The organism is Kluyvera sp. Awk 3 (assembly GCF_028069715.1).
Classification (GTDB): Bacteria; Pseudomonadota; Gammaproteobacteria; order Enterobacterales; family Enterobacteriaceae; genus Kluyvera; species Kluyvera georgiana_A.
In genome coordinates this window covers 1-19,322 of record NZ_JANEWH010000094.1, presented here as the reverse complement: position 1 = coordinate 19,322, position 19,322 = coordinate 1, and the positions used below count along the sequence as shown (strand labels likewise).

At 56.3% G+C, this 19,322-nt stretch carries 18 protein-coding genes and 1 other RNA gene; 13 read left to right on the top strand and 6 right to left on the bottom strand.

Annotated features, from left to right (window positions below):
* Window positions 1–61: 61 nt before the first annotated feature.
* Complete coding sequence (argO, locus tag NNN71_RS17570) at window positions 62–697, top strand: arginine exporter ArgO (RefSeq protein ID WP_163446044.1); 636 nt, start codon at window positions 62–64, stop codon at window positions 695–697.
* Window positions 698–783: 86 nt separating this feature from the next.
* Window positions 784–1,536, top strand: coding sequence for an oxidative stress defense protein (locus NNN71_RS17565; protein WP_163446045.1), 753 nt, complete (start codon window positions 784–786; stop codon window positions 1,534–1,536).
* A 40-nt stretch (window positions 1,537–1,576) separates the two neighbouring features.
* On the opposite strand, the gene argP is transcribed toward NNN71_RS17565, so the two are convergent.
* A complete protein-coding gene (gene argP, locus NNN71_RS17560) occupies window positions 1,577–2,470 on the bottom strand; it encodes a DNA-binding transcriptional regulator ArgP (RefSeq protein ID WP_163446046.1) in 894 nt (297 codons plus the stop codon).
* Window positions 2,471–2,669: 199 nt separating this feature from the next.
* Here argP and rpiA point away from each other — a divergent pair, with 199 nt between their 5' ends.
* Both rpiA and serA read left to right on the top strand, forming a co-directional pair.
* Window positions 2,670–3,329 (top strand): ribose-5-phosphate isomerase RpiA, encoded by a 660-nt coding sequence (rpiA, locus tag NNN71_RS17555; protein WP_223803873.1) that lies wholly within the window; start codon window positions 2,670–2,672, stop codon window positions 3,327–3,329.
* Window positions 3,330–3,593: 264 nt separating this feature from the next.
* Window positions 3,594–4,826, top strand: a complete 1,233-nt coding sequence (serA, locus tag NNN71_RS17550) for a phosphoglycerate dehydrogenase (RefSeq protein WP_064542727.1) — start codon at window positions 3,594–3,596, stop codon at window positions 4,824–4,826.
* A 368-nt stretch (window positions 4,827–5,194) separates the two neighbouring features.
* On the opposite strand, the gene NNN71_RS17545 is transcribed toward serA, so the two are convergent.
* The 3 genes from NNN71_RS17545 to zapA all read right to left on the bottom strand — a co-directional run bounded on the left by NNN71_RS17545 (window position 5,195) and on the right by zapA (window position 6,366).
* The gene (locus tag NNN71_RS17545) at window positions 5,195–5,791 is read right to left on the bottom strand and encodes a 5-formyltetrahydrofolate cyclo-ligase (RefSeq protein ID WP_163446048.1); all 597 of its coding nucleotides are present in this window, start codon (window positions 5,789–5,791) and stop codon (window positions 5,195–5,197) included.
* Window positions 5,792–5,811: 20 nt separating this feature from the next.
* A non-coding RNA gene (gene ssrS / locus NNN71_RS17540) (6S RNA) lies at window positions 5,812–5,995 on the bottom strand.
* 41 nt (window positions 5,996–6,036) lie between these two features.
* Window positions 6,037–6,366, bottom strand: coding sequence for a cell division protein ZapA (gene zapA, locus NNN71_RS17535; protein ID WP_064542733.1), 330 nt, complete (start codon window positions 6,364–6,366; stop codon window positions 6,037–6,039).
* Window positions 6,367–6,524: 158 nt separating this feature from the next.
* Here zapA and NNN71_RS17530 point away from each other — a divergent pair, with 158 nt between their 5' ends.
* The 8 genes from NNN71_RS17530 to NNN71_RS17495 all read left to right on the top strand — a co-directional run bounded on the left by NNN71_RS17530 (window position 6,525) and on the right by NNN71_RS17495 (window position 16,573).
* Window positions 6,525–7,103, top strand: a complete 579-nt coding sequence (locus tag NNN71_RS17530; protein WP_163446049.1) for a YecA/YgfB family protein — start codon at window positions 6,525–6,527, stop codon at window positions 7,101–7,103.
* Between the two features lie 52 nt (window positions 7,104–7,155).
* Window positions 7,156–8,472, top strand: a complete 1,317-nt coding sequence (pepP, locus tag NNN71_RS17525; RefSeq protein ID WP_167575055.1) for a Xaa-Pro aminopeptidase — start codon at window positions 7,156–7,158, stop codon at window positions 8,470–8,472.
* A complete protein-coding gene (gene ubiH, locus NNN71_RS17520; RefSeq protein WP_271459004.1) occupies window positions 8,469–9,647 on the top strand; it encodes a 2-octaprenyl-6-methoxyphenyl hydroxylase in 1,179 nt (392 codons plus the stop codon). The genes pepP and ubiH overlap by 4 nt, the downstream gene beginning before the upstream one ends.
* Before the next feature lie 18 nt (window positions 9,648–9,665).
* On the top strand, window positions 9,666–10,868 hold the full coding sequence (ubiI, locus tag NNN71_RS17515; RefSeq protein ID WP_167575057.1) for an FAD-dependent 2-octaprenylphenol hydroxylase: 1,203 nt from the start codon (window positions 9,666–9,668) through the stop codon (window positions 10,866–10,868).
* A 392-nt stretch (window positions 10,869–11,260) separates the two neighbouring features.
* Entirely contained in the window at window positions 11,261–12,355 is a 1,095-nt protein-coding gene (gcvT, locus tag NNN71_RS17510) for a glycine cleavage system aminomethyltransferase GcvT (RefSeq protein WP_163446053.1), read from the top strand.
* Between the two features lie 26 nt (window positions 12,356–12,381).
* Window positions 12,382–12,771: a glycine cleavage system protein GcvH gene (gcvH, locus tag NNN71_RS17505; protein WP_064542751.1), complete on the top strand. Its 390-nt coding sequence runs from the start codon at window positions 12,382–12,384 to the stop codon at window positions 12,769–12,771.
* Window positions 12,772–12,895: 124 nt separating this feature from the next.
* Window positions 12,896–15,769, top strand: coding sequence for an aminomethyl-transferring glycine dehydrogenase (gcvP, locus tag NNN71_RS17500; protein WP_163446054.1), 2,874 nt, complete (start codon window positions 12,896–12,898; stop codon window positions 15,767–15,769).
* Between the two features lie 60 nt (window positions 15,770–15,829).
* Window positions 15,830–16,573 (top strand): SDR family oxidoreductase, encoded by a 744-nt coding sequence (locus NNN71_RS17495; protein WP_271459003.1) that lies wholly within the window; start codon window positions 15,830–15,832, stop codon window positions 16,571–16,573.
* Window positions 16,574–16,697: 124 nt separating this feature from the next.
* Here NNN71_RS17495 and bglA read toward each other — a convergent pair whose 3' ends face one another.
* Window positions 16,698–18,131: a 6-phospho-beta-glucosidase BglA gene (gene bglA / locus NNN71_RS17490; protein WP_271459002.1), complete on the bottom strand. Its 1,434-nt coding sequence runs from the start codon at window positions 18,129–18,131 to the stop codon at window positions 16,698–16,700.
* A 121-nt stretch (window positions 18,132–18,252) separates the two neighbouring features.
* Complete coding sequence (locus tag NNN71_RS17485) at window positions 18,253–18,981, bottom strand: MurR/RpiR family transcriptional regulator (protein ID WP_065355987.1); 729 nt, start codon at window positions 18,979–18,981, stop codon at window positions 18,253–18,255.
* Window positions 18,982–19,032: 51 nt separating this feature from the next.
* Here NNN71_RS17485 and yqfB point away from each other — a divergent pair.
* Window positions 19,033–19,322 (top strand): N(4)-acetylcytidine aminohydrolase (gene yqfB, locus NNN71_RS17480; protein ID WP_271459001.1); only part of this gene is annotated, 290 nt, incomplete at its 3' end.

Sequence of the window (19,322 nt, the reverse complement as noted above, 5' to 3'; positions counted from 1 at the left end):
CTCTAATAATTTTATCGCGTTATAGTCAGCGCCATTCCTGAACAACATAAAGAAAACTATCGTGATATCTTATTATTTTCAAGGTCTTGTACTTGGCGCGGCCATGATACTTCCGCTCGGGCCACAGAATGCGTTCGTGATGAATCAGGGCATTCGTCGCCAGTACCATCTGATGATTGCGCTTCTCTGCGCGGTGAGCGATCTGCTGCTTATCTGCGCAGGTGTCTTCGGCGGCAGCGCGCTGTTGATGTCTTCGCCGTGGCTGCTGGCCCTGGTCACCTGGGGCGGCGTGGCGTTTCTGCTGTGGTATGGCTTCGGGGCGCTGAAAACCGCGATGGGGAGCAATATTGAACTGGCGACCGCCGAGGTGATGAAGCAGGGGCGCTGGAAAATTATCGCCACGATGCTGGCGGTCACGTGGCTCAACCCGCACGTTTATCTCGACACCTTTGTGGTGCTGGGCAGCTTAGGCGGCCAGTTGGATGCGGTGCCGAAGCGCTGGTTTGCGCTGGGGACCATCAGCGCCTCATTCCTCTGGTTCTTCGCGCTTGCGCTGCTGGCGGCCTGGCTGGCGCCGCGTTTGCGCACGGCGAAAGCGCAGCGCATTATTAACCTCGTGGTAGGCATCGTAATGTGGTTTATCGCTTTTCAGCTGGCGAAAGAAGGCGTTGGGCATCTGCACGCGCTTCTTAACTAGGCCTCATCTGATGGACTTTCTCCTGGCAGCGGCTAAGCTTGCAGGCAAGACCCCCGTTGTCGGGTGATAACCAAGGAGATACAACAGTGAAGTTTAAAGTGATGGCTTTGGCCGCAGCAATCGGGTTTAGCGCAATGTCCGTACAGGCAAACGAGTTGCCTGATGGCCCGCATATTGTGACGTCGGGGACGGCGAGCGTAGCGGCGGTGCCGGATATCGCGACGCTGGCCATCGAAGTGAATATTGCCGCGAAAGATGCGGCGAGCGCCAAGAAACAGGCCGATCAGCGCGTTGCGCAATACCTCTCTTTCCTTGAGCAAAACGGCGTGGCGAAAAACGATATCAGCTCCGCCAACCTGCGTACCCAGCCAGACTATGATTACCAGAATGGCAAAAGCGTACTGAAGGGGTACCGCGCGGTGCGCACCGTCGAAGTAACGCTGCGCCAATTGGATAAGCTGAACTCGCTGCTGGATGGCGCGTTAAAAGCTGGGTTAAACGAGATTCGTTCTGTATCGCTGGGTGTGGCGAAACCGGATGCTTACAAAGACAAAGCGCGTAAAGCGGCAATTGATGATGCTATTCATCAGGCGCAATCTCTCGCTGCAGGCTTCCACAGCAAACTGGGGCCGGTTTACAGCGTGCGTTACCACGTCTCTAACTACCAGCCAAGCCCGATGGTTCGCATGATGAAGGCCGATGCCGCGCCGGTTTCCGCCCAGGAAACTTACGAGCAGCCGACTATTCAGTTTGATGACCAGGTGGATGTCGTCTTCCAGTTGCAGCCAGAACAGGCTGCGGCACCAGCAGCCGTTCCGGCACCAGCCGCTGCGAAGTAATCCTGCCAACCCCTCGCGACGCGAGGGGTTTTTCTTTGCTTTAGTCCTGACGCAACACTTTATGCCCATAAGCCAACAGCGCATCGGTGACTTTGCGCATCATACGGCTTTCCGGCGCAAAGCGGTGCCAGTACAGCATCCGGCGCTGGAACAGTCCTGGCGTAAGGTCGATAAGCTCACCGTTGGCTAACTCTTTCTCGATTTGCAGATGTGGAATCATGCAGCAGGTGGTGCCTTGACGAGCCAGCTGTACGAAGGCTTCCGATGAATTAACGATATGGCACGGCACGCTGCCCGGCGGCAGGTCAAAGTTTTGCTGTAAAAACGCCTGATGCATATCGTCCAGATGGTCAAAGGCCACGGCTGGCGCTTTCAGCAGCGCAGAGCGAGTTACGCCGTTCGGGAAGTAGCGCTCGGCGAACGCTTTGGAGCCGACAAACAGATAGTCCAGCGCACCGAGCTGATCGACCAGGCAACTTGGCAGCGCCTGCGGCTGAATACTCACCGCGCCAACCACTTCACCGCGACGCAGACGTTCCTGGGTACGCGTTTCGTCCTCAACCTGAAGGTTCAGGCGAATAGGGGAGTTTGCCAGCACGTCTGCGAGGGCAGGCAGCAGCCAGGTTGCCAGACTGTCGGCGTTGACCGCCAGCGACAGCAGCAGCGGCGTGGAGCCGGTTTGCTCGTCACCCAGCCACTCTTCTTCCAGCAGCTCAACCTGACGCAGCAACGCCAGCAGCTTTTGTCCTTGTTCCGTTGGGCGCGGTGGGACGGTGCGAACCAGCAGCGGCTGCCCGAACATATTCTCAAGCTGCTTAATGCGCTGAGAAACGGCGGACTGAGTGATGCACAGTTTCTGCGCGGCGCGCTCAAACCCACGTTCCCTGATAACGGCATCCAGCGCCTGTAGTGTTCTGTAGTCCGGACGTTTCATTGCTCTGAAATACTCCCCTGTAGGTGTTATCAAGCACTATGACATAAATTTACCCTGGATACAGACGAAATTAATTTGCCATTTACTGTGAAGTTCTTCACGAGTTACATCTTTTATTCGCCTGGTCCATGGGTCGAATTATGCCGGGGTTCTGTTCTATAATGCGCGGCAGTTGATGACACCACAGGCGATAACGATCATGACGCAGGATGAACTGAAAAAAGCAGTAGGCTGGGCGGCCCTTCAATACGTACAGCCGGGTACGATTGTCGGCGTAGGCACGGGCTCTACCGCGGCGCACTTTATTGATGCGCTGGGCACGATGAAAGGACAAATCGAGGGCGCGGTCTCAAGCTCTGATGCCTCAACCGAGAAGCTGAAAAGCCTCGGCATCACCGTTTTCGACCTGAACGAAGTTGACCGTCTGGGCATCTACGTGGACGGTGCGGATGAAATTAACGGTCACATGCAGATGATTAAAGGCGGCGGCGCGGCGCTGACGCGTGAGAAAATCATCGCCTCGGTGGCCGATAAGTTTATCTGCATCGCCGATGCCTCCAAGCAGGTGGATATCCTGGGCCAATTCCCGCTGCCGGTAGAAGTGATCCCGATGGCGCGCAGCGCCGTGGCGCGCGAGCTGGTGAAGCTTGGCGGTCGTCCAGAATATCGTCAGGGCGTGGTGACCGATAACGGCAACGTGATCCTCGACGTGCATGGCCTGGAGATTCTCGATGCCATCGCGCTGGAAAATGCGATCAACGGCATCCCTGGCGTTGTGACCGTGGGCCTGTTCGCCAACCGCGGCGCCGACGTCGCGTTGATTGGTACCGCCGACGGCGTGAAAACCATTACTAAATGATCTGACTCAGGGGAATGACAAATTCCCCTGTTTTTTTTATTGAGGCTGAATTTGGTGACTTGTGTCACATTTCAATCTTCCGCCTGATTAACATCCCACATTTATCTTCCCGTTTAGCATTTTATGCTGGCATTTCCCTCTGCGTGAGGCTTCCTCATGTTGCCGACGCAAACGTTCATATTGCCGCAATAATTTTTTTTGATATGTTGCTTAGGTGAACTTTCGTTCACCACAACATCAGTAAAACAAAGACGGGACGGGGAAATGGCTAAGGTATCACTGGAAAAAGACAAAATTAAATTTCTGCTGGTTGAAGGCGTACACCAGAAGGCGCTGGATAGCCTTCGCGCAGCAGGTTACACCAATATCGAATTTCACAAGGGTGCGCTGGATAGCGAACAGCTGAAAGAGTCTGCCCGTGATGCCCACTTCATCGGCCTGCGTTCCCGTACTCAACTGACGGAAGAGATCTTCGCTGTTGCTGAGAAACTGGTTGCCGTAGGCTGCTTCTGCATCGGCACCAACCAGGTGGATCTGAAAGCCGCGGCTAAACGCGGCGTACCGGTGTTCAACGCGCCGTTCTCCAATACGCGTTCCGTTGCTGAGCTGGTGATTGGCGAACTGCTGCTGCTGCTGCGTGGCATTCCGGAAGCCAACGCCAAAGCACACCGCGGTGTGTGGAACAAACTGGCCGCGGGCTCCTATGAAGCGCGTGGTAAAAAGCTGGGCATTATCGGCTACGGCCACATCGGTACCCAGCTCGGCATTCTGGCGGAATCGCTGGGGATGCATGTCTACTTCTATGATATTGAAAGCAAATTGCCACTAGGTAACGCGACTCAGGTACAGCATCTATCCGACCTGTTGAACATGAGCGATGTGGTGAGTCTGCACGTACCGGAGAACGCCTCCACCAAAAATATGATGGGCGCGGAAGAGCTGGCGCTGATGAAGCCTGGTTCGCTGTTGATTAACGCCGCGCGTGGTACGGTGGTGGACATTCCGGCGCTGTGCGACGCGCTGGCGCGTAAGCATCTGGCGGGGGCGGCCATCGACGTCTTCCCAACCGAGCCGGCGACCAACAGCGACCCGTTCACCTCGCCGCTGTGCGAATTCGACAACGTGATCCTGACGCCGCACATCGGCGGTTCAACTCAGGAAGCGCAGGAGAATATCGGCCTGGAAGTGGCGGGTAAACTGATTAAGTACTCTGACAACGGCTCTACGCTGTCTGCTGTGAACTTCCCGGAAGTATCGCTGCCGCTGCACGGTGGTCGTCGTCTGCTGCATATCCACGAAAACCGTCCTGGCGTGCTGACCGCGCTGAACCAGATTTTCGCCGAGCAGGGCGTTAACATCGCCGCGCAGTATCTGCAAACCACGCCGCAGATGGGCTACGTGGTTATCGATATTGAAGCCGAAGAGGATGTGGCGCAGAAAGCGCTGCAGAGCATGAAGGCGATTCCTGGCACCGTTCGCGCCCGCCTGCTGTACTGATTTTCCCGCACTGATGAAACGGGCAGGCCATAGGTCTGCCCGTTTTTTTTCGCTTTTTTGCAACGCGTACATTCACTTTACGCACCTCGCCGCAAACGGTGATTAAAGGCATTGCCGCGCATTGTGTCTTAGCCAAAGGGATTTACGATGGGGGCTCAGCAGGGGGCTGAAACGGCAAAGCCCCTACCGAAGCAGGGGCCCTGAAAGGAAAGGGACAATGATGAGACTCTTCATCATACTGCTGATTCTGTTAATCATCGCTCTGCCAGCATATTAACAGTATGAACGCAGGAGAGAGGTTCGCCTCCCTCACCCTTTACCGAGGAATGTAGGTCAAAAAAACGACGCTGTCAATTGCCTGAAAGGGCCTACCACTGCCAGACTTTTGACGGTGTGATCACCGCGGGAAGAGGGATATCCCACTGCTCGACCGGCAGCGTGTCAACCTGCTGGCAATCGTGGGCGTAGCCGACGGGCTGGATGCCGTGCTGCTGCCAGTTTTGCAGCGTGCGGTCATAAAAACCGCCGCCCATGCCTAACCGCTGCCCTTGTTCATCAAAGGCGACCAGCGGCGTTATCAGCACGTCGAGATTAGCGAGCGGCAGAACGTCACGCACATCAAGCCTCGGCTCGTGGATTTTCAAGCGGTTAACGACCAGCTCACTGTGCGGATGGTAGTGCAGAAACAGCAGGTTGCCGGGGCTGAACGGGTGAAGCACAGGCAGGTATACGCGTTTGCCCGCGCGCCAGAGCTGTTCAATTAAGGGCTGGGTGTCGAGCTCGCCGTCAAATGATAAAAACAGCGCAACGGTTTTTGCCATCACCACCGGAGGCCAGGCCATCATGCGATCTGCGGCCTGTTCGCCGTAGAGAATCTGCTGCTGGAGTGTGAGCGCACGACGACGTTGCCGGATAATCTGGCGAATGTTTTGTCGGGAGTTTTGTTGCTCAGATGAGTGCGTCATAAGACCGGGTAGGTAGAAGGGGAATCTCCGAGATGCCGCCGCAGGCTGTAACCCTTGAACCCTTGGTTCAAGGTGAATGCGTCGTCACAGTTTTAAGGCTTCTCGGACGGACCGAGCATGCTCACCAACCATGGAGCGCCACATTCTTGTGGTATGAAATATCGGCTCAGGGGACTGGCCCGCTTGCGAACATCTCAGAGAAATTTTTTCTTCACAGTCACTCTACCATAGTAAACTGCAAAGTGTTATTCAAAGTTTGGTGCTGATTTATCGGATATGCGACCCTGGTCAAGCAATGCCTGTTCAATGGTCTGTTGTAGCATCCGAATGCGCTGTTCCATGCTTGAAGCATAGTCACGCGTTTTCGCCCTTTCCTGAGTTAACTCGTAGCTGATGTTCAACGCGGCGATGAAAACCAGCTGCTCAGTATTTGTGACTCTAGTGCGTTCTTTCAGATCTTGCAACCGCTGATTCAGATCGTCCGCGGCCTGATTCAAAGCATCTCTTTGTTCAGGCGGGCAATTCACTCGCAGTGAACGGCCAAAAATTTGGATATCGACGGGTTGTGCAGACATGCCACCTTCCTGCTGATTGACTGCGCGTCCTTCACTCTCAGGATGTGAAGGGGCGACACTATAGCTACCCTGGTATGAACTTACAAGCCCTTTTCTGGTATCTCCAGGGTCCAAAGTGGTAGCATACCATGAATTCCACCCAACAATGACGAATGCGCATGTCTATACAGAACGAAATGCCTGGTTACACTCTGCTGAACCAGCTGTTAAACCAACAAGGGGTAGGCCTGACGCCTGCGGAAATGCACGGCCTGCTCAGCGGTCTGCTTTGCGGCGGAAACAACGACAGCTCATGGCAGCCGCTGGTTCACGACCTGACTAACGAAGGTCTGGCGTTTGGCCACGAGCTTGCTGAATCACTGCGCTCCATGCATTCGGCCACCAGCGACGCACTGGAAGATGACGGCTTCCTTTTTCAGCTTTATCTGCCTGAAGGCGACGACGTCAGCGTGTTTGACCGCGCCGATGCGCTCTCCGGCTGGGTGAATCACTTCCTGCTTGGGTTGGGGATGGTTCAGCCGAAGCTGGATAAAGTGAAGGGAGAAGCGGGCGAAGCCATTGACGATCTTCGAAATATTGCGCAACTTGGCTATGAAGAAGATGAAGATCAGGAAGAGCTGGAGATGTCGCTGGAAGAAATTATCGAATACGTTCGCGTAGCGGCGCTGCTGTGCCACGATACTTTCACCCATCCGCAGCCGACGGCACCGGAAGTCCGGAAACCAACCTTACACTAAACATAATACCTGCTCTGCTCGTCGCAGCGCGAAGGGATTGAAAGGAGATGTCATGACACAGCAAGCGTTTCTCCGCCGCCGCCAGGCACTGCTGGCGCAAATGAAGCCAGGCAGCGCGGCGCTGATTTTTGCCGCGCCAGAGGTGACGCGCAGCGCGGATTCTGAGTATCCCTATCGCCAGAACAGCGATTTCTGGTACTTCACCGGCTTTAACGAGCCGGAAGCCTTGCTGGTGCTGATTAAAAGCGATGACACCCACAATCACAGCGTGCTGTTCAACCGCGTTCGCGACCTGACGGCGGAAATCTGGTTTGGCCGCCGCTTAGGGCAGGACGCGGCGCCGGAAAAACTGGGCGTTGACCGCGCGCTGGCATTCAGTGAAATCAACCAGCAGTTGTTCCAGTTGCTGAACGGCCTCGACGTGATTTATCACGCGCAGGGGGAATATGCCTGGGCTGATGAGATTGTCTTCACCGCGCTGGATAAACTGCGCAAAGGTTCGCGCCAGAATCTGACCGCGCCGGACGCGATGATCGACTGGCGTCCGATGGTGCACGAAATGCGCCTGTTCAAGGACAGCGAAGAGATTGATATCCTGCGCCGCGCCGGTGAAATCAGCGCGCTGGCGCATACTCGCGCCATGGAAAAATGCCGTCCTGGGATGTTTGAATATCAGCTGGAAGGCGAGATTCTGCACGAATTTACTCGCCACGGCGCGCGCTACCCGTCTTACAACACCATCGTCGGCGGCGGTGAAAACGGCTGCATTCTGCACTACACCGAAAATGAATCGGAACTGCGCGATGGCGAGCTGGTGCTGATTGACGCGGGCTGCGAATACAAAGGCTACGCCGGTGACATCACCCGTACCTTCCCGGTAAATGGCAAATTCACCCCGGCGCAGCGCGCTATTTACGACATCGTGCTGGCGTCGCTGTACAAGGCGCTCGAGCTGTACCGTCCGGGCACTTCCATTCAGGAAGTTACCGGCGAAGTGGTGCGTATCATGGTGACCGGGCTGCACGGTCTGGGGATCCTCAAAGGCGAGATTGATCAGTTGATCGCCGATAACGCGCACCGCCCGTACTTTATGCATGGCCTGAGCCACTGGCTGGGGCTGGACGTTCACGATGTGGGCGTATACGGCGCTGACCGCTCTCGCGTACTGGAGCCAGGCATGGTGCTGACCGTTGAACCGGGCTTGTATATTGCGCCGGACGCGGACGTACCGGCGGAGTACCGCGGCATCGGTGTTCGTATTGAAGACGACATCCTGATTACCGAAGACGGTAATGAAAACCTGACGGCGAGCGTCGTGAAGAATGCGGACGACATTGAGGCGCTGATGGCGGCGGCACGCCAGCTATGAGCCTGATTATTGTCGGCGGCGGGATGACCGGCGCCACGCTGGCGCTGGCGGTATCGCAGCTGACGGCGGGTCGTCTGCCGGTGCATCTGGTTGAAGCAGCGGATATCGACGCCGCACAGCATCCGGGCTTTGATGCCAGGGCGATCGCGCTGGCTGCGGGCACCTGCCAACAGCTGACGAAGATTAACCTGTGGCAGGCGATTGCCGACTGCGCTACCCCGATAACCACCGTTCACGTGAGCGATCGCGGCCACGCCGGGTTTGTTACGCTGGAGGCGCAGGACTATCGTCTGGTGGCGCTGGGCAACGTGGTTGAACTCCACGACGTTGGTCAGCGATTGTTCGGCCTGCTGCGCCGCGCTCCCGGTGTGACGCTACACTGCCCATCGCGCGTTGCGCAGGTTGAGCGGCAGACTGACGGCGTCAGCGTCACGTTGGATAACGGCGAAACGCTGCACGGCAAGCTGCTGGTGGCGGCCGATGGCTCGCGATCAACGCTAGGTGAACGGTGCGGAATTCACTGGCAGCAGGAGCCGTATAACCAGCTGGCGGTGATTGCGAACGTCACTACCGCTATCCCGCATCAGGGGCGCGCGTTTGAACGCTTTACCGAACATGGCCCGCTAGCGATGCTGCCGATGTCGCAGAACCGCTGTTCACTGGTGTGGTGCCATCCGCGGGAACGCCATGATGAAGTGCTCGGCTGGTCCGATTCACGTTTCTGTGACGAATTACAACGTGCGTTCGGCTGGCGTTTAGGTCGTATCACTCAGGTCGGCGCGCGAAACGTATACCCTCTCTCTCTGACCACCGCGACACGTACGGTTTCGCACCGTCTGGCGCTGGTAGGTAATGCTGCGCAAACGCTGCATCCTATCGCCGGACAGGGGTTTAACCTTGGCTTGCGCGATGTGATGACGCTGGCAGAAAACCTGGCGCAGGCGCATGCCGCGCGTCAGGATATCGGCGACTATGCGTTGCTCTGCCAGTACCAGCGTCAGCGGGCGGAGGATAAAGCCGCCACCATCGGCGTTACCGATGGGCTGGTGCATCTGTTTGCTAACCGTTGGGCCCCGCTGGTTGTCGGGCGCAACGTGGGGCTGATGGCGATGGAATTATTTACCCCTGCCCGTGATGTGCTGGCGCAGCGGACGCTGGGCTGGGTCGCCCGTTAAGAGCTGTAAGGAGTGAATGTGCAAAGTGTTGATGTTGCCATCGTAGGCGGTGGTATGGTCGGGCTGGCGGTGGCCTGCGGTTTACAGGGCAGCGGCCTGCGGGTTGCCGTGCTGGAACAATCGTTACCGCAAGCGTTGGCCGCCGATGCGCCGCCTGCGCTGCGCGTATCCGCCATTAATGCCGGCAGCGAGAAGCTGCTGTCAAAGCTGGATGTCTGGCAGGCGATTGTCGCCCAGCGCGCCAGCCGCTACCACGGCATGGAAGTGTGGGATAAAGACAGTTTTGGCCGCATTGCGTTTGACGATCGCAGCATGGGTTACAGCCATCTGGGGCATATCGTCGAAAATGCGGTTATTCATCATGCACTGTGGCAGAAAGCCGAGCGTAGCGCGGATATCACCCTGATGGCGCCTGCGGAATTGCAGCAGGTCGCCTGGGGCGAAAACGAAGCGTTTCTGACGCTGAAAGACGGCGGCATGCTGACCGCACGTCTGGTGGTAGGGGCCGATGGCGCCAACTCCTGGCTGCGTAGTAAAGCCGATATTCCGCTGACTTTCTGGGACTATCGCCATCACGCGCTGGTGGCGACCGTTCGCACTGATGCGCCGCACGAGGCGGTAGCGCGTCAGAGTTTCCACGGCGACGGCATTCTGGCTTTTCTGCCGCTCAGCGATCCGCATTTGTGTTCTATCGTCTGGTCGCTGTCGCCGGAAGAGGCGCAGCGGATGCAGCAGGCGGAGGAAAGCGAGTTCAACAAAGCGCTGAATATTGCTTTTGATAACCGTCTTGGCCTGTGTCGGGTGGAGAGCGAGCGGCAGGTTTACCCGCTGACCGGGCGTTACGCGCGTCAGTTTGCCGCGCACCGTCTGGCGCTGGTTGGCGATGCGGCGCACACCATTCATCCGTTGGCGGGGCAGGGGGTTAACCTGGGCTTTATGGATGCCGCCGAGTTGATTGAAGAGCTGAAACGTCTGCACGCGCAGGGGAAAGATATCGGCCAACATTTTTATCTGCGTCGCTACGAACGCAGCCGCAAACACAGCGCCGCGCTGATGCTGGCGGGAATGCAGGGCTTCCGCGAACTGTTTGCCGGTGAGAACCCGGCGAAAAAACTGCTGCGCGATATTGGTCTTAAACTCGCCGATACGCTGCCCGGCGTAAAACCACAGTTGATCCGTCAGGCGATGGGCCTCAATGACCTGCCGGAGTGGCTTCGTTAAGTCGCTCACACTTTTACTCCCGGTGGTTCCACCGGGAGTCTTCCCCCTCATTTGAAAAATTCTAATTTCACCCATTTTTTCGCATTAGTTTTATTAATCCATCAAATTTTATGTTACGGGAAAGTCGCCCTGTTTTTCGCAGGAAATATTATCTTATGCTGAATTGTTAACCATTATTGTTAATTAAATGTGGTGTAATTCGCTTTTTTCCAGTCGATTCCTCTGTATGCTTTTTGGCGACTTTTGGTCATAAGCTAATGTGATGTCCCTTTTTTCCTGATGGTTTAGCACGGTGTTCGGTGGTAAGTTCAGGGAAAAGAGAACGTTTGCGTCGGTGCCTGGACGGGCGTCGGCGCGTGTTTTTGTGGTGCGATATATTCAACGAGGACATGATGGCTCAACAAACGCCTTTGTATGACCAGCACGTGTTATGTGGCGCGCGTATGGTGGATTTCCACGGCTGGATGATGCCGCTGCACTATGGGTCGCAGATTGATGAGCACCATGCGGTGCGTACCGACGCCGGGATGTTCGATGTGTCGCATATGACGATCGTCGATTTGCACGGCCCGCGCACCCGCGAGTTTCTGCGCTATCTGCTGGCCAACGACGTGGCGAAGCTCACCAAACCCGGCAAAGCGCTTTATAGCGGGATGTTGAACGCATCGGGCGGCGTGATTGATGACCTGATCGTTTACTACCTCACCGAAGATTTCTTCCGCCTCGTCGTTAACTCCGCCACCCGCGAAAAAGACCTCTCCTGGATTACCCAACACGCTGAACCTTATGCCATTGATATCACCGTTCGTGACGACCTGTCGCTGATTGCGGTGCAGGGGCCAAACGCGCAGGCGAAAGCGGGCACGCTGTTTAGCGATGAACAGCGCCATGCGGTAGAAGGCATGAAGCCGTTCTTCGGCGTGCAGGCGGGCGATTTCTTTATCGCCACCACCGGCTATACCGGCGAAGCGGGCTATGAAATTGCCCTGCCGAAAGCGCAGGCGGCGGATTTCTGGCAGCAGCTGGTCCAGGCGGGCGTGAAGCCTTGCGGCCTGGGCGCACGCGATACGCTGCGTCTGGAAGCCGGTATGAACCTGTACGGACAGGAGATGGACGAAGGCATCTCTCCGCTGGCGGCCAATATGGGCTGGACCATCGCCTGGGAACCGGCCGATCGCAACTTTATCGGTCGCGACGTGCTGGAGATCGAACGTGAGAAAGGCACCGAACAATTGGTGGGCCTGGTGATGACCGAAAAAGGCGTGCTGCGCGGCGAACTGCCGGTACGTTTTACCGATGCTAACGGCAATGCGCGTGAAGGTGTGATCACCAGCGGGACTTTCTCGCCGACCTTAGGCCATAGTATTGCGCTGGCTCGCGTCCCTCAGGGCATTGGCGAGACGGCGATTGTGCAAATCCGTAACCGTGAAATGCCGGTGAAGGTCACCAAACCTGTTTTTGTACGTAACGGCAAGGCCGTGGCGTAACCGATTATTATTCTGGAGATTTTTTGATGAGCAACGTACCAGCAGAACTGAAATACAGTAAAGAACACGAATGGCTGCGCAAAGAAGCCGACGGCAGCTACACCGTGGGTATCACCGAGCACGCGCAGGAGTTACTGGGCGACATGGTGTTTGTTGACCTGCCGGAAGTCGGCGCGACCGTCAGCGCGGGCGACGACTGCGCGGTAGCGGAGTCTGTGAAAGCGGCTTCCGATATCTACGCGCCAATCAGCGGCGAAATCGTTGCGGTTAACGAAGAGCTGGGTGATTCACCGGAGCTGGTAAACAGCGAACCGTACGCCGGCGGTTGGATCTTCAAGATCAAGGCCAGCGATGAAGCGGAAGTCGCCGCACTGCTGGACGCGACCGCATACGAAGCCCTGTTAGAAGACGAATAACGGTTTTCCCCCCTCTCCCGGAGGGAGAGGGCCGGGGTGAGGGTATGTTCGCACTGTCACCCCAAACCTCTTCCTCTGGAAGATGAAATCTTAAAATCACCGCACGTTTCAGGAACCATCGCTCATGACACAGACTTTAAGCCAGCTTGAAAACCGTGGCGCGTTTATTGAACGTCACATCGGGCCGGACGCCCAGCAGCAGCAAGAGATGCTCAAAACGGTTGGCGCGGATTCACTCAACGCACTGATTGAACAGATCGTGCCGAAAGATATCCAGCTTGCCACGCCGCCGCAGGTAGGCGAGGCCACCACAGAATTCGCCGCGCTGGCGGAGCTGAAGGCGATTGCGGGTCGTAACAAGCGCTTTAAGTCGTATATTGGCATGGGTTACACCCCGGTGCAGCTGCCGCCGGTTATCCTGCGCAATATGCTGGAAAACCCGGGCTGGTACACCGCTTATACTCCGTATCAACCGGAAGTGTCTCAGGGCCGCCTTGAAGCGCTGCTTAACTTCCAGCAGGTCACGCTGGATCTGACCGGTCTTGATATGGCTTCCGCTTCCCTGCTGGATGAAGCGACCGCCGCCGCGGAAGCGATGGCGATGGCCAAGCGCGTGAGCAAGCTGAAGAACGCAAATCGCTTCTTCGTCGCGGCTGACGTGCATCCGCAAACGCTGGACGTAGTTCGTACTCGTGCGGAAACCTTTGGTTTTGACGTTATCGTCGATGATGCCGACAAAGCGCTGGAACACCAGGATGTCTTTGGCGTGCTGCTGCAGCAGGTGGGCACTACCGGCGAAGTGCATGATTACAGCAAACTGATTGCTGAACTGAAATCCCGCAAAGTGGTGGTGAGCGTTGCCGCCGACTTTATGGCGCTGGTGCTGTTAACCGCACCGGGCAAACAGGGCGCGGACATTGTCTTCGGCTCTGCCCAACGCTTCGGCGTTCCGATGGGCTACGGTGGCCCGCACGCGGCATTCTTTGCCGCTAAAGATGAATTCAAACGCGCCATGCCGGGCCGTATTATCGGCGTATCGAAAGATGCGGCGGGCAATACCGCGCTGCGCATGGCGATGCAGACTCGCGAGCAGCATATTCGCCGCGAGAAAGCCAACTCCAACATCTGCACCTCGCAGGTGCTGCTGGCCAACATTGCCAGCCTGTACGCGGTCTTCCACGGCCCGGTTGGCCTGAAACGCATCGCGAACCGCATTCACCGCCTGACCGATATTCTGGCGACCGGCCTGCAGCAGAAAGGGCTGAAACTGCGCCATGCGCACTTCTTCGATACCCTGTGCGTGGAAGTGGCGGATAAAGCGGCGGTGCTGGCACGCGCGCAGGCTGCCGAAATTAACCTGCGTAGCGACATTATTAATGCCGTCGGCGTGACCCTGAACGAAACCACCACCCGTGAAGACGTGCTGGCGCTGTTTAACGTGATCCTCGGCGAAAACCATGGTCTGGATATCGATACACTCGATAAAGACGTGGCGCTCGACAGCCGTTCCATTCAGAGCAGCATGCTGCGTGATGATGCGATCCTCGCGCATCCGGTCTTTAATCGCTACCACAGCGAAACCGAGATGATGCGCTATATGCACTCGCTGGAGCGTAAAGATCTGGCGCTGAACCAGGCGATGATCCCGCTGGGTTCCTGCACCATGAAGCTGAACGCCGCAGCGGAGATGATCCCCATCACCTGGCCGGAATTTGCCGAACTGCACCCGTTCTGCCCGGTTGAGCAGGCCGAGGGCTATCATCAGATGATCGGTCAGCTTTCCGAGTGGCTGGTGAAACTGACCGGCTACGACGCGCTGTGCATGCAGCCGAACTCGGGCGCACAGGGCGAATACGCGGGCCTGCTGGCGATTCGTCACTATCATGAAAGCCGCAACGACGGTCATCGTGATATCTGCCTGATCCCAAGTTCTGCCCACGGTACTAACCCGGCTTCTGCACAGATGGCGGGTATGCAGGTGGTAGTGGTAGCCTGCGATAAGAACGGCAACATCGATCTGGCGGATCTGCGCGCGAAAGCGGAGCAGCACGCAGACAATCTTTCCTGCATCATGGTTACCTATCCGTCCACCCACGGCGTGTACGAAGAGACCATCCGTGAAGTGTGCGAAATCGTGCACCAGTTCGGCGGCCAGGTTTACCTCGATGGCGCGAATATGAACGCTCAGGTGGGGATTACTTCTCCGGGCTTTATCGGCGCGGACGTTTCGCACCTCAACCTGCACAAAACCTTCTGCATTCCGCACGGCGGCGGCGGCCCGGGCATGGGGCCTATCGGCGTGAAATCGCATCTGGCACCGTTCGTGCCGGGCCACAGCGTGGTGCACATTGAAGGCATGCTGACTCGTCAGGGCGCGGTGTCCGCGGCGCCGTTCGGCAGCGCGTCGATTCTGCCAATCAGCTGGATGTACATCCGCATGATGGGCGCGGAAGGGCTGAAGCAGGCAAGCCAGGTGGCGATCCTCAACGCCAACTACATTGCGACCCGCCTGAAAGACGCTTATCCGGTGCTGTATACCGGCAGCCAGGGGCACGTGGCGCATGAATGTATTCTGGATATTCGTCCGCTGAAAGAAGAGACCGGCATCAGTGAGCTGGATATTGCTAAGCGCCTGATCGACTACGGTTTCCACGCGCCAACCATGTCCTTCCCGGTGGCGGGAACCCTGATGGTTGAGCCGACGGAATCTGAAGGCAAAGCTGAACTGGACCGCTTTATCGACGCGATGCTGGCGATTCGCAGCGAAATCGACCGTGTGAAAGCGGGCGAGTGGACGCTGGAAGATAACCCGCTGGTGAACTCTCCGCACACCCAGAATGAGCTGGTGGCCGAGTGGAATCACGGCTATAGCCGCGAGCTGGCCGTCTTCCCGGCGGGCATGGCGAACAAATACTGGCCGACCGTAAAACGTCTTGATGACGTGTACGGCGACCGTAACCTGTTCTGCTCCTGCGTACCGATGAGCGAATACCAGTAATCAACTGATTGCACTATCTTTTAAAGGCGCTACGGCGCCTTTATTTTTTGGGAGAAATGCATGGCACTTGCATTAGTGACCGGCGCCAGCCGGGGAATTGGCCGGGCTACCGCGCTACTGCTGGCACAGGAAGGGTATACGGTGGCGGTGAATTACCACCAGAACGCGCAGGCGGCGGGAGAGGTCGTCAATGCCATTACAGCGGCAGGCGGTAACGCCTTTGCGGTGCAGGCGGATATTGGCGATGAAGCACAGGTGGAAGCGATGTTTGCCCTGCTCGACAAGCAACCGGAACCGTTGATGGCGTTGGTAAATAATGCCGGAGTGTTGTTCACCCAAAGCCGCGTAGAGGCGTTAACCGCAGAGCGGATTAATCGAGTGTTAACCACCAACGTGACCGGCTATTTCCTGTGCTGTCGGGAAGCGGTAAAGCGTATGGCGATACCGCACGGCGGGAAGGGCGGAGCGATCGTCAACGTCTCCTCGGCTGCCGCGCGGCTTGGATCGCCGGGCGAGTACGTCGACTATGCCGCGTCGAAAGGGGCGATTGATACGCTGACCACCGGGCTGTCGATTGAAGTGGCGGCGCAGGGGATCCGCGTGAACGGCGTCAGGCCGGGCTTTATCTATACCGAAATGCATGCCGACGGCGGAGAGCCGGGGCGCGTTGACCGGGTAAAATCCGTTCTGCCGATGCAGCGCGGCGGGCAGCCGGAAGAGGTGGCGCAGGCGATTGTCTGGTTGCTGAGCGACAAGGCGTCTTACGTGACAGGAAGTTTTATTGAGCTGGCAGGTGGGAAGTAGTGCGGTTTGCCCCCCTCACCCCGGCCCTCTCCCCAAAGGGGCGAGGGAGAAAAGCAGACGTCAGCATTTGCACGAACGGTCCCCTCTCCCCTTGGGGAGAGGGTTAGGGTGAGGGGAAAACCGTTTACAGATTCTCGCCGTTGCTGGCAATCACCGCTTTATACCACTCAAAACTCTTCTTACGTGAACGCGACATATCGCCCGTACCATCGTCGTGCTTGTTCACATAGATGAAGCCATAGCGCTTGCTGTACTGCCCGGTGGTGAACGAGACGCAGTCGATGCAGCCCCATGGCGTGTAGCCCATCAGGTCGACGCCGTCATAGGTTACCGCTTTCATCATCTCTTCAACGTGCGCGCGCAGATAATCGATACGGTAGTCATCGTTGATGCTGCCGTCTTCTTCCACTTTATCGTAGGCACCGAAGCCGTTTTCCACGATAAACAGCGGCTTCTGATAACGCTCGTACAGTTCGCACAGTGAATAGCGCAGGCCGACCGGGTCAATCTGCCAGCCCCAGTCGGAGGCTTTTACGTGCGGGTTCGGCACGCTGCCTTCAAAGCCGGAAATGGCATCGCCGCTGCCGCCTTCTGCCTTCACGGCGTTGGTCATGTAGTAGCTAAAGCCGAGGTAGTCGCAGGTGCCTTCACGCAGAATGGCCTCATCGCCGGCTTCCATCTTGATGTTGAAGCCACGGCGTTCCCATTCGTTGAGCACGTAGCTCGGGTAGTAGCCGCGCAGCTGCACGTCGGTAAACACATAGCGTTCACGCATCGATTCCTGGGCGAACATCACATCTTCCGGCTTGCAGGAGAATGGATAGAGCGCCACCATCGCCAGCATGCAGCCGACTTTCATCTCCGGGTTGATGCGACGCGCGGCTTTCACGGCGAGGGCGCTGGCCACGAACTGATGGTGCAGCACCTGGTACATGGTCTCTTCTGGGTTTTCATGTTCGGTGTAGACCACGCCGGAGCAGCAGTAGCCGAACAGCGGCGCGCGCCAGTTGCGCTGGTTGTTAATTTCATTGAAGGTCATCCAGTATTTGACCTTGCTCTTGTAGCGTTCAAACACCACTTCCGCGAAACGCACAAAGAAATCAACAACTTTACGGTTAGTCCAGCCGCCGTACTGCTGCACCAGGTGCAGCGGCATTTCAAAGTGGGAGAGGGTAATCACCGGCTCAATGTTGTATTTGAGCAGCTCATCGAACATATCGTCGTAGAATTTCAGCCCTTCTTCGTTGGGCTGGCTTTCATCGCCGTTCGGGAAGATACGGGTCCACGCAATTGACGTGCGGAAGCATTTGAAGCCCATCTCGGCGAACAGTTTGATGTCTTCTTTATAGTGGCCGTGGAAGTCGATGGCTTCGTGGTTGGGATAGTATTTACCCGGCACTACTTCCTGAGTAATTTCGCGTGGTACGCCGTGCGCGCCACCGGTGAGGACGTCACAGATGCTGGGGCCTTTGCCGCCTTTATTCCAGCCGCCTTCAACCTGGTGCGCGGCAACTGCGCCACCCCATAAAAAATCTTTCGGTAAGGTCAGTTTTTTCATCTTTGCTATGGCTCATCGATTAGGCTTAATAAATCTGAGTCTAACAAAGGAATATTAAATGTCACGATATAACAAATTACCCCACAGGGCATATGTTACATCGAAAAAACACCCTGTATTTTTATGCTAATTTCTTCGCCAGTTTGCGGCCTAAGGATTCCAGAATATAGATAACCGGAATCTGCGTCGTAATATCGTAAACGCCTGCAATACGCGTTTGTGATACGTGCCAGGAGAGATTGAAATCCGCCAGCTTCGCCAGGCGCGAGTGTTCATGGCTGGTGATCGACATGACTTTGCAGTGGTGCAGACTAAACTGGCTGGCGAAACGCAGGATCTCTTCGGTTTCGCCAGAGACGGAGAGAACGATCGCCAGCGCATTTTTGGCCATATCATTGGTGACCGGAAAATAAGGATCATCGATATGGTTGCTGAATTTCCCAATATTAGAAAAGAACCTGGCGCCATATTTTGCTAATGACCCCGAAGTTCCCGCACCGACAAAAATAATACGCTCAGAGGCGAGAATAACGTCGACTGCGCGGTCGAGCAGTTTATCAAACTCATCATTATTGACGCTTTTGAAAAAGCTGATAATTTCACTGGCGCCGAAATTAGTCTGCTGCGGTTCTTCCTGCTCCAGATATAATTTGAAGCGAACGCGAAACTCCGAGTAGCCATCGCAGTTGAGCTTGCGGCAGAAGCGCATCACCGTGGTGGTGGAGACGCCCGCCGCGTCGGCCAGTTCACGAATGGTCATGTACATTACCGTGTCGCGATTTTTGATGACATAGTGATAGACCATCATCTCAAGATTATTGAGGCTGGCGATAGCGGCGTGGGAGAACATGCTCACGGTGGTGGATACTCGTTAATTTGAAAACCTAAAGGGAATAATACCATGCAGCCTAACGACATCACTTTTTTTCAGCGCTTTCAGGATGACATTGTTGCCGGTCGCAAGACTATTACGCTGCGCGATGCGGCAGAATCCCATTTCAAAACCGGCGATATTTTACGTGTCGGGCGCTATGAAGATGACGGGTACTTCTGCACGATTGAAGTCCTTGCCACCTCAACCGTAACCCTGGATACCCTCACCGAACGTCACGCTGAACAGGAAAACATGACGCTTCCGCAGCTTAAACAGGTGATTACCGATATCTACCCAGGTGAGAGCACCTTTTATGT